This is a genomic window from Paraeggerthella sp. (assembly GCF_048427265.1).
Classification (GTDB): Bacteria; Actinomycetota; Coriobacteriia; order Coriobacteriales; family Eggerthellaceae; genus Paraeggerthella; species Paraeggerthella hominis.
The window spans coordinates 1-8,632 of record NZ_DBFOSR010000108.1; the positions used below are offsets into that span (position 1 = coordinate 1).

The window sequence follows — 8,632 nt, forward strand, 5'->3', positions numbered from 1 at the left end:
GGCAGGCCGTTTGCGTATTCCGAGTGGCGTTCGCGCCAAGGCTTCGCATCTTGGCTTCGCGCGCCGCGAACATTCGGATACTATGGGCGGGGACGAAAAACAAGTGCGAAGGAGCGGCATGCACGAATTAGGGATCATGACGGGCGTGATGGAAGCGGTTCAGGAATCGGCGAAGCAAGCCGGGGCCACCAGCGTGCTCAAGGTCAACCTTTCGGTTGGCGAGATGACCGAAGCCATTGAAGACGCGCTGGTGTTCGCGTTCGAGGCGCTGTCCGAGAACACCATGGTGCAGGGCGCCGAGCTTCAGATCACTATGGTCAAGCCGAAGTCGCGCTGCCTGGAATGCGGTGCTGAGTTCGAGCACGACCGGTTCCACCTGCTCTGTCCCGAGTGCAACAGCTTCACGACCAAGCTCATTGCGGGTCGCGAACTACAGATCGACAGCATAGAAGTGGATATTCCCGATGAAGGCGAAGAGGACGAAGCGGAAGGCAAGGAGTAACGTATGCAGATTGACATGAAGCAGCCCATCCTCGACAAAAACGACCAGCTGGCAGCTGACTTGCGTCGACGTTTCGCGGAGAACCACGTGTTCGTGCTCGATCTGCTTGCCAGCCCCGGATCGGGCAAGACGTCCACCATCTTGGCTACCATCGACGCCTTGCGCGACGAGTTCAACATTGCCGTCATCGAGGGCGACATCGCCAGCAACGTGGACGCCGAGAAGATAAAGGCGCAGGGCATCGCGGCCGTGCAAATCAACACGGGCGGTGCGTGCCATCTGGAAAGCGCCATGATCAAGCGCGCCGTCGACGTGCTCGATTTGGAGCGGCTCGACCTCATCATCGTGGAGAACGTGGGCAACCTGGTGTGCCCGACCGATTTCGACCTGGGCGAGAACATGAAGGCTATGATCCTGTCGGTGCCCGAAGGGGACGACAAGCCCCTCAAGTACCCGGGCGTGTTCCAAGCGGCGGAAGCGGTGGTCCTCAACAAGGTGGACACGCTGCCCGTGTTCAATTTCGACCGCGATGCGTTCGAGGCGTCCGTCAAGCAGCTGAATCCGCAGGCTCCCATCTTCCCGATTGCCGCCACGAAGGGCGACGGCGTGGAGGAATGGGCGGAATGGCTGGCGAATCGCATTCGCGCAATCCAGTAGGCCCTCTTTTCGGGATGCGCCGCCCCGGTTTGGAGGTTGGCAACACCGATGTAACAAAGGGCTTTCATACTGGGCGGACAAGCGCGGATGAAAGGGTTGCTATCATGCACATTGACGAACGGTATCGCCTTTGCGTCAAGGCTCTGAAGGAGTACGTGGAGGGCGCGGGCTTTTCCGATGTGGTTATAGGGCTGTCGGGCGGAATCGACTCGGCGCTGGTGGCCGTGATGTGCGCAGACGCGTTCGGTGCCGAGCGCGTTCACTGCGTGCTGCTGCCGGGGCCTTACTCGACGCCGCACTCTCTTGAAGACGCCCAGGAACTTGCGTCCAATCTGGGGATGGAGTCGCGCGTCGTGTCCATTTGCGAGCCGTACGAGGCTTTCGAGCGCGCGCTTGCCGAAGCCTGCGGAGGGGAGCTGCGGGGCCTTGCGGCTGAAAACACCCAGGCCCGCTGCCGCATGACGTGCTTGATGGCGCTTTCGAACGCGCATGGCTGGATGCTGGTGAACACGGGCAACAAGAGCGAGGCCATGATGGGCTATTCCACGCTGTACGGCGACATGGCCGGCGCATTCGCTCCCTTGGGCGGCCTGTACAAGACCGACGTGTACGCGGCGTCTCGTTGGCGCAACGCGCAAGCCGCGTCGAACGGTCAGGTTCCGCCTATCCCCGAGCGCGTGCTGACCAAGCCTCCCAGTGCGGAGCTGTCTCCCGATCAAGAGGACGAGAAAAGCATGGGCATCGACTACGCGACGCTCGACAAGCTGCTGCTGGCCCATGTCGAACATGGCCAGGACGCCGCCGCCCTCAAGGAGTCGGGATTTGCCGAAGGGGACGTCGACCGCGTGCTCGCCACGGTGCGCGCTACGGCGTTCAAGCGGGCGTTGGAGCCGCCGTCGCCTGCTGTTTCGTTCTACGAGTGAGCGCGAAGCCGAGCTGACGCTCGACCCGTTTTCGCGCTTTGCGAAGATTGAGTGGCGGCTGGCAAGGATGTCGCGACAAGCGAACGCGGCCTCACTATACTCGGAGGCGATTCGTGCCTTTACCTCGAAACGAAGGAGCCTGCTGCATGGAGCGCCGCGCCTTTTTCAAGCTTGCGGGCCTTTCCGCTACCGCGTTCGCCGCTGGGGGCGTGCTGGGGGCATGCTCGTCGGTCGAGCGCATATCGAACACGCTGGTGCCCTCGGCCGATTCCGATGGCGCGTCGCAGGTTTCCACGGTGGTGGCGCAGCCGCCCGTTTCCTTTTCGAACTCGGTCGACGTGCTGATCGTGGGCAGCGGCGTTTCCGGTTTGTCTGCGGCCATGGCCCCTGCCGAGGCTGGCTACAAGGTGATGGTGGTTGACAAGTTGAGCCTGCTGGGGGGCGAAAGCTACGACGCGGACGGCATCATGCACGTGGCCGGCAGCAAGCTGCAGAAGAAAGCGGGTTTCGCGCAAAGTGCCGAAGACGCGTGGCCGGCTCGCAAGAAAGAGCTTTCCGCTGCAGGCGTGGGCAATCTCGATTTCGCGAAATCGTTGTACCTAGCCGCCCCGAGATGGGTCGACCGCCTGTCCGAGAGCTACGGTGCGCAGTTCGCCGACCCGTCCACCTACGGGAAGGAGGGCGTTAACGACGCTGTCATGCTGCCGAAAAACGGTCTGGGCGACATGCAGTCCGTCATGGTTCCCCTGCGCGATGGCCTGTCAAGCAAGGGCGCGGCGTTCCAGACGGGGTACCGCGCGGTCGCGTTCATCCTGGACGAAAGCGCGGTGGTGTGCGGCATGCGCTTTTTCGTGGAGGAAAGCGGTTCGGTCGTCGACGTTCGGGCTGGAGCGGTAGTGGTTGCCACCGGCGGGTTTGCCAGCAGTCAGCCGTTGGTGAGCGCTCATGCCCCCGCGCTGCTCAGGGCGGGTTGCTTCACGTACGCTTCCATGGGAGAAGGCCAGGAGCTGTGCCGACGGGCCGGCGGGCAGCTGTCGGGCATGGACGGGACCCTGCCTTTGACCAGCGACTTGCCGCAAGTGTCGGCCTGGGGCATGTTCGCTCCCACGCTGATCGTGGATGCGCAGGGGCGTCGCTTTGCGTGCGAGGACGACGTGAACGCGCCGGCGAACGCGTGCTTCAGCCAGGATCGCGGGTACTGGTGGACGGTGTTCGACAAGCGGATAAGCGACGGGTCGCAGTCTCGCAGCGCCGCTCAGATGACCAGCAAATACGCGAAGCGCCTGGTGGGGCCCTGTGACGACGCGGCCGAGCTTGCCGCGGCAATCGGGGTTCCAGCCGACGTGCTGCAAGCTACGATGGATCGCTTCGACAAACTGGTTTCGGCTGGAAAGGACGACGATTTCGGCCGTACGGTGAATTTGAAAAGCTTGCAGGCTCCCTATTACGCGATCAAGCAGCTTCCCGTTCGCTACCGCACGCGCGGCGGTGTGCTGACTGACGAAAACGGTCGCCTGACCGGTACGTCGGGGGCTTCCATCCGCAACGTGTACTGTTGCGGGTCGGTGGCTGCGAACGGAGGAGAGGGCCTGGCCTCGAACGGTGCGTTCGGCATGCTGGTGGGCGAGGCCGTGGTGTCGGCGCTCGAGGCGGCTCGCTAAACGCCAGGGCTTCGCGCCGCACAGGGCGCGTTGAATGCGCGGCGCGCCCTGTGCGGCAGGTCTGCGCGGGCGGCGTTCGGTTTCCTCCCGTCTTGTTCGATTGAAAAGAAGGGCTCGAGCCCTTTCCGAGGGGGAGGGGTGTGAATCGGGTTATGCCTTCAGAGCCTCAACGACGGCCTTGCCGCTGATCAAGCCGCTGCCGGCGTTGGGGGACAGGTCGCTGCCGCTGTCGGCCACGGTGGAGCCGCAGCAGTACACGTTGGGGATGGGGGTGCCGTCCTTGTCCGTAAGCTGGCTGTCGGTGGTGATCTTCATGCCGCCATGGGTCTTGTAGCGGTACGGGAAGTGCTTCATGGCGTAGTACGGAGCGGAAAGCGACTGCAGGAACAGCTTCTTCTTGAAGTCCGTGTCCTCGCCGGCGGCTACCAGCTCGTCGTAACGGGCGAACGTCTCCAGCAGGTTGGCTGCGGGAACGTCCATGGCGGTGGCCAATTCCTCAAGGGTGGAGCACGGGCCCACCAGGCGATCGGCGTTGCCCTTCATGTTCATCTCGACGTTCCACTTCTGGCTGCTGTTGATGGCCTGGTCGTCGAAAATGGTCCACCAGAAGCCCAAGCCCAGCTTGGCGGCGGCGTCGGGGGAGTCGTGGCTCTGGTCCTCCTTGATGAAGCGACGGCCCTGCGGCGTCACCTGCACCTGCGGGGAGAAGTAGCCCCAAACGGTAACCTGCGCCAGGTCGCTCATGCGGTTCGCTTCCATGTCCATGTGCGTGTACACGCCGCCCAGCGCCTTGCACATCTGATGGCCTTCGCCCATGGAGTTGACCGTCAGCGGCCCCAGGCGAGCCTGGCTGGGCAGGTAGGTGGACACCATTTCCTGGTTGCAGGAGAATCCGCCCGTAGCCACGATGATCTTCTTCGCCTTGATGTCGACGGTCTTACCGTTCTTCTCGTCGTTGAAGCGCACACCGATGGGCGCGCCCTCGCCGTCGACGATGAAGTTCGTGGCGCGCAGGTTCAGCTTGTACGTGGCGCCCTTTTTCTCCAGGCCCTTCTGCAGCGGCGTGAGCACGGCCTGCATGTCGCCGATGCCGTTGCCGGGCAGCAGCATGGACGTGGGCGCGCCCGTGCCCATGTAGTCGGTGATGGGCTGGAACACCGCGCCGTAGTCGGCGGCTACGCGGTCGGCCCACTCGGTCTGGTAGACGTAGACGTTGTGCTTGTAGTCCATGTCATCGGTCTCGCCCTTTTTCTCAAGGATGGGGAGGAACTTCTGCCAGTTCGTCTCGGGGTCAACCTCAAGGCCGGCGTCCTTCTGCATCTTCGATCCGACGACGTTCATAACGCCGCAGGCGATGAAGCTCTCGCCGCCCACGCGCTCCAGCTTGTCCACCAGCATGACCTTGTGGCCGGCTTCCACCGGATCCATGGCTGCGGACATGCCGGCAATGCCCGTGCCCAGAATGAGCACGTCGGTTTCGTCGCTGAACGAAACCGGGGCGGTTCCTACCACGTTCTCCGCGCCGGTGCTGCTGCCCGCCGTGTTGTTGCTGGCGCATCCGGCAAGCGCGCCGCCGGCGGCGATGACGGCGCCCGAGGCGATGGCCGCCTTCAAGAAATTACGACGATTCATGCTTGTTTCCATGATGGTCTCCCTCCTTGGGCCGCATCCTGCACCGAGCATGGTTTCGGTTGGCTGCGGCTCCTCCTGTTGTGCGTCGCCGTTGCTGTGCGACGGGGTTCACCATACGGATGCCGGCTTGTTCCGTCACCGTCCGTTTCGGACTATATTGCAGGAGGGTTTGAATTTCTGCTGGTGGGAAGGTTGCCCATACCGTATCATGCAGAGCATGAGGGAGAGAAGCCGGGGAAAAGAAACGCATTCGTCACGCGCGAGCGTGCGTCCTTTTGTGCTTTCTGCCGCGATTGTTTTGGGTTTCGGATTGTACCGGGGCGTGAACTCCAGCGCGTACCTTTCGGCCTTCGCGTTCGTGAAGTCGCCGTTTCTGTTCGTTCCCGACCTGTTCTTCAACGTGGTGGTGGCGTGCTCGGTGGTCGTGTGCGCGGGCATCGCCGTGCTGCTTGCTTTGACCGGTCGGCTCAAGGCGTTCTCCATGCCCTACGTGTTGCCGACGGGGCTTCTGATTGCCGCTAACGCTGCCGCCCTTGCGGGAGTGGTCCTTTCGCTTCCTGCCGACATGGCTCTGCTGATTCCGGGTGTGCTGTACGGCGCGGGATCGGTGATGCTCTCGCTGTTTTGGATCGAAGTGTTCTCAGCGGAAAAGCCGAGCGTGATCGTTACGCAGATTGCGCTGGGCATGCTGTTGAACGTGGTGGTTTCGGCCGAGCTGACGCCGCTTGATCCCGACGTGCAGATGAAGCTGAGCTGCGTGTTGCTTGTGGTAGCGGCGCTGTGCGCACGGTTCGTCCGTCGTGCGCTGCCGCACGTGTGCGCCGAGGGAGCGCCGCCCGCGGGTGCCGAGGCCGCCGCGGGCGATGCGCGTGCGTGCGAGCAGGGCGAGGGCGCTCCCGCGTGCGTCAATGCGGATGCAGGAGCAGGCGCGGGCGCAAGCGCAGGCGGCCAGGACAAGGCTTCTTTCCGCGCGCGGTTTGCCGCGTATCGCGATGCGTTTTTGGAGTTGGGCGATTCCGTAGTGGCGTTTTTCGTGCTGGAAGCCGTTATCGGGCTTTTGAACAGCTTCATGCTGACGGGATCCCTTGACTTCGAAGGCTCCGGCAAGGTGTCGTCCGGGGCCATTGTGGGCGCGATCATCGTGTTCTGCTTCGTCGTGTTCGTGATGCACCGCATGCCGAAGGTGTCGACGGTGTCGCGCGTCATCATGCCGGTGCTGGCCGCCATGCTGGTGTTCCTGCCGTTTCTCAGCGAAATGTACAACCTGGTGTTCTACATGCTCTTGCTGGGTAGCTACTACTTCGTGGCGCTTTTGATCACGTACCTGGTGGCCGAGGTCGCGCATGTGCGGCGCGTGTCTCCGTACGTGCTCATGGGCGTGACGATGGGCGTCGCGCGCGTGTTCTTGGCCGTTGCGCTGCTGGGCGGGTTCGCTGCGGCGGTTGCGGGAGGCGGGCCGAGCGACGAAGGCGAGCACACCATGCGCTTTTTGGTGATTATCGTGGTGGTGCTGTACGCGCTGTGCATGGCGCTCGTGTTCTTCTCGCGGGATCGGAAGCGCCGCCGCGAAGGGGCTGGCCAGGACGGGCCGGGCGTCGACGGCGCGCTTGCGGCTGCGCAGGCGGATGCTGCGGCGACGCAGGCCGATGCGGCGTCCGAAGGGGAGCGTGCGCTTGAATCGCGCTGCGCCGCCGTTGCTCGGGAGGGTGGCCTGACGGAGCGCGAGGCGGAGGTGCTGGTTTATCTGGCGCGGGGCCGCACGAAGGCATATATTGCCGAAGCGCTGTTCGTAACCGAGAATACCGTTCGCAGCCACGTGCGCAACATCTATTCCAAGCTGGGCATCCACACGCGTCAGCAGTTGATCGACTTGGTGGAGTCGCCTCGTCTGTAACGGTTTTGTTCCCTGCAGTACGCCTGCTGGTGTATGGCGCGCGTGTTCAAGGTCGCGTAGTATGGCACGCATGGATAACTATCTAGTACATAATCGTTCGATGACGCCTCGCGATTGGGGTATTGACGCGGCCGTCGCCTTGCTGGCGTTTTTGTTCGGAAGCGCGCAGCTCATGCTGACGGCTTCGTCGATTGTGATTCCCGATCTGGCGTTGCGCCAGTACCTGGGCATGGTGAACGTGGTGCCGAACGTGCAGGTGTTCGTGGCGCTTGCCATCACCACGTTGCCGCTGGTTTTGCGCCGGCGCTTTCCCTGGCCCGTGTTCCTGTTCTGCTTCGTGTCGTTTCTTGGATTGCAGAATGCGTTCAGCGGGTTTTCCTTGACCGTGGTGGGGCCCGTGATAGCGGTGTACACCATAGCCAACGAGCGCGGCCGTGCAGAGGCGGCGCTTGCGGCGGTTGTGGCAGTTGCGGGGTTGTTGCTGATGGACGCGCCCTCGCGCACCGCCAGCCTGACGTTTTTCACGCGGTTCCAAAACATCGCGCTGGTGCTGGCCGCCGCCCTTGCGGGCTATGCGTACCGCACGCATCGCGCGTACGTCGAAGCCACCGAGCAGCGGGCGCTCGAAGCGGAGCGCTCGCGCGAAGAGGAGGCCGCGCGTCGCGTGGAGGAGGAGCGCGTGCGCATTGCGCGCGAAGTGCACGACATCACTGCTCATTCGCTGTCGGCCGTGAGCATCCAGGCCGCTGCCGCCGAGCGCTTGATCGACGTGGATCCTGCGGCGGCGAAGGAGGCCGTCGCCACGGTGCGGGCCACGGCTAAAACGGCGCTCGACGACATCCGCAGCATGATCGGGGTGCTGCGGCACGGCGACGAGACGGCCGAAACGGCGCCGGCATCGGGGACGGATAGGCTGGAGGACTTGGCCGCGTACCTGCGCGACGCGGGGCTTTCGGTGCGCCTCGACGCTGCGGGCTACGATCGTGCCGGCGTTCCTGCGCACGTCGACATGGCCTTGTTCGGCATAGCGCGGGAAGCGGCAACCAATATAGTCAGGCATGCGGGCGCCCACGAGGTTTCGATTCGCCTTGCGATCGAGGACGGGCAGGCGCGCCTGACGGTGAAGGACGACGGACGCGGGTTCGAGCCCGCTGTCGGCGCGCTTGCGCTGCGCGACGGCCTTCCCCAGGCTGCCGACGGGGCGGGGCATGGCATTGCGGGAATGTCCGAGCGCGTTCATCTGCTGGGCGGAACGTTTTCCGCAGGCAACGCCGCGGAAGGCGGTTTCCGCGTGATGGCCAGCATTCCGGTTAAGGGAGCGGAGGCGCAGCATGGAGCGTAACGATGGAGGCAAGGTGCGCGT

Annotated in this window: 7 protein-coding genes; 6 read left to right on the forward strand and 1 reads right to left on the reverse strand. The window is 63.6% G+C overall.

What is annotated here, in order from left to right; all coding sequences use genetic code 11:
• The first annotated feature begins 118 nt into the window (after positions 1-118).
• The 4 genes from hypA to ACMNI9_RS09570 all read left to right on the forward strand — a co-directional run bounded on the left by hypA (position 119) and on the right by ACMNI9_RS09570 (position 3,743).
• Positions 119-502 (forward strand): hydrogenase maturation nickel metallochaperone HypA, encoded by a 384-nt coding sequence (hypA, locus tag ACMNI9_RS09555; protein ID WP_114567252.1) that lies wholly within the window; start codon positions 119-121, stop codon positions 500-502.
• A 3-nt stretch (positions 503-505) separates the two neighbouring features.
• Positions 506-1,159 carry a hydrogenase nickel incorporation protein HypB gene (gene hypB, locus ACMNI9_RS09560; protein WP_114567251.1) on the forward strand — a complete coding sequence of 218 codons (654 nt, stop codon included), beginning with the start codon at positions 506-508 and terminating at the stop codon, positions 1,157-1,159.
• A gap of 104 nt (positions 1,160-1,263) precedes the next feature.
• Entirely contained in the window at positions 1,264-2,082 is an 819-nt protein-coding gene (nadE, locus tag ACMNI9_RS09565; RefSeq protein WP_114567250.1) for an NAD(+) synthase, read from the forward strand.
• 146 nt (positions 2,083-2,228) lie between these two features.
• Complete coding sequence (locus ACMNI9_RS09570) at positions 2,229-3,743, forward strand: FAD-dependent oxidoreductase (protein ID WP_114567249.1); 1,515 nt, start codon at positions 2,229-2,231, stop codon at positions 3,741-3,743.
• A gap of 150 nt (positions 3,744-3,893) precedes the next feature.
• On the opposite strand, the gene ACMNI9_RS09575 is transcribed toward ACMNI9_RS09570, so the two are convergent.
• A complete protein-coding gene (locus ACMNI9_RS09575; RefSeq protein WP_114567248.1) occupies positions 3,894-5,387 on the reverse strand; it encodes an FAD-dependent oxidoreductase in 1,494 nt (497 codons plus the stop codon).
• Positions 5,388-5,592: 205 nt separating this feature from the next.
• Here ACMNI9_RS09575 and ACMNI9_RS09580 point away from each other — a divergent pair, with 205 nt between their 5' ends.
• A complete protein-coding gene (locus ACMNI9_RS09580; RefSeq protein ID WP_114567328.1) occupies positions 5,593-7,269 on the forward strand; it encodes a LuxR C-terminal-related transcriptional regulator in 1,677 nt (558 codons plus the stop codon).
• Positions 7,270-7,330: 61 nt separating this feature from the next.
• The gene (locus ACMNI9_RS09585; protein WP_231088258.1) at positions 7,331-8,611 is read left to right on the forward strand and encodes a sensor histidine kinase; all 1,281 of its coding nucleotides are present in this window, start codon (positions 7,331-7,333) and stop codon (positions 8,609-8,611) included.
• Positions 8,612-8,632: the final 21 nt, after the last annotated feature.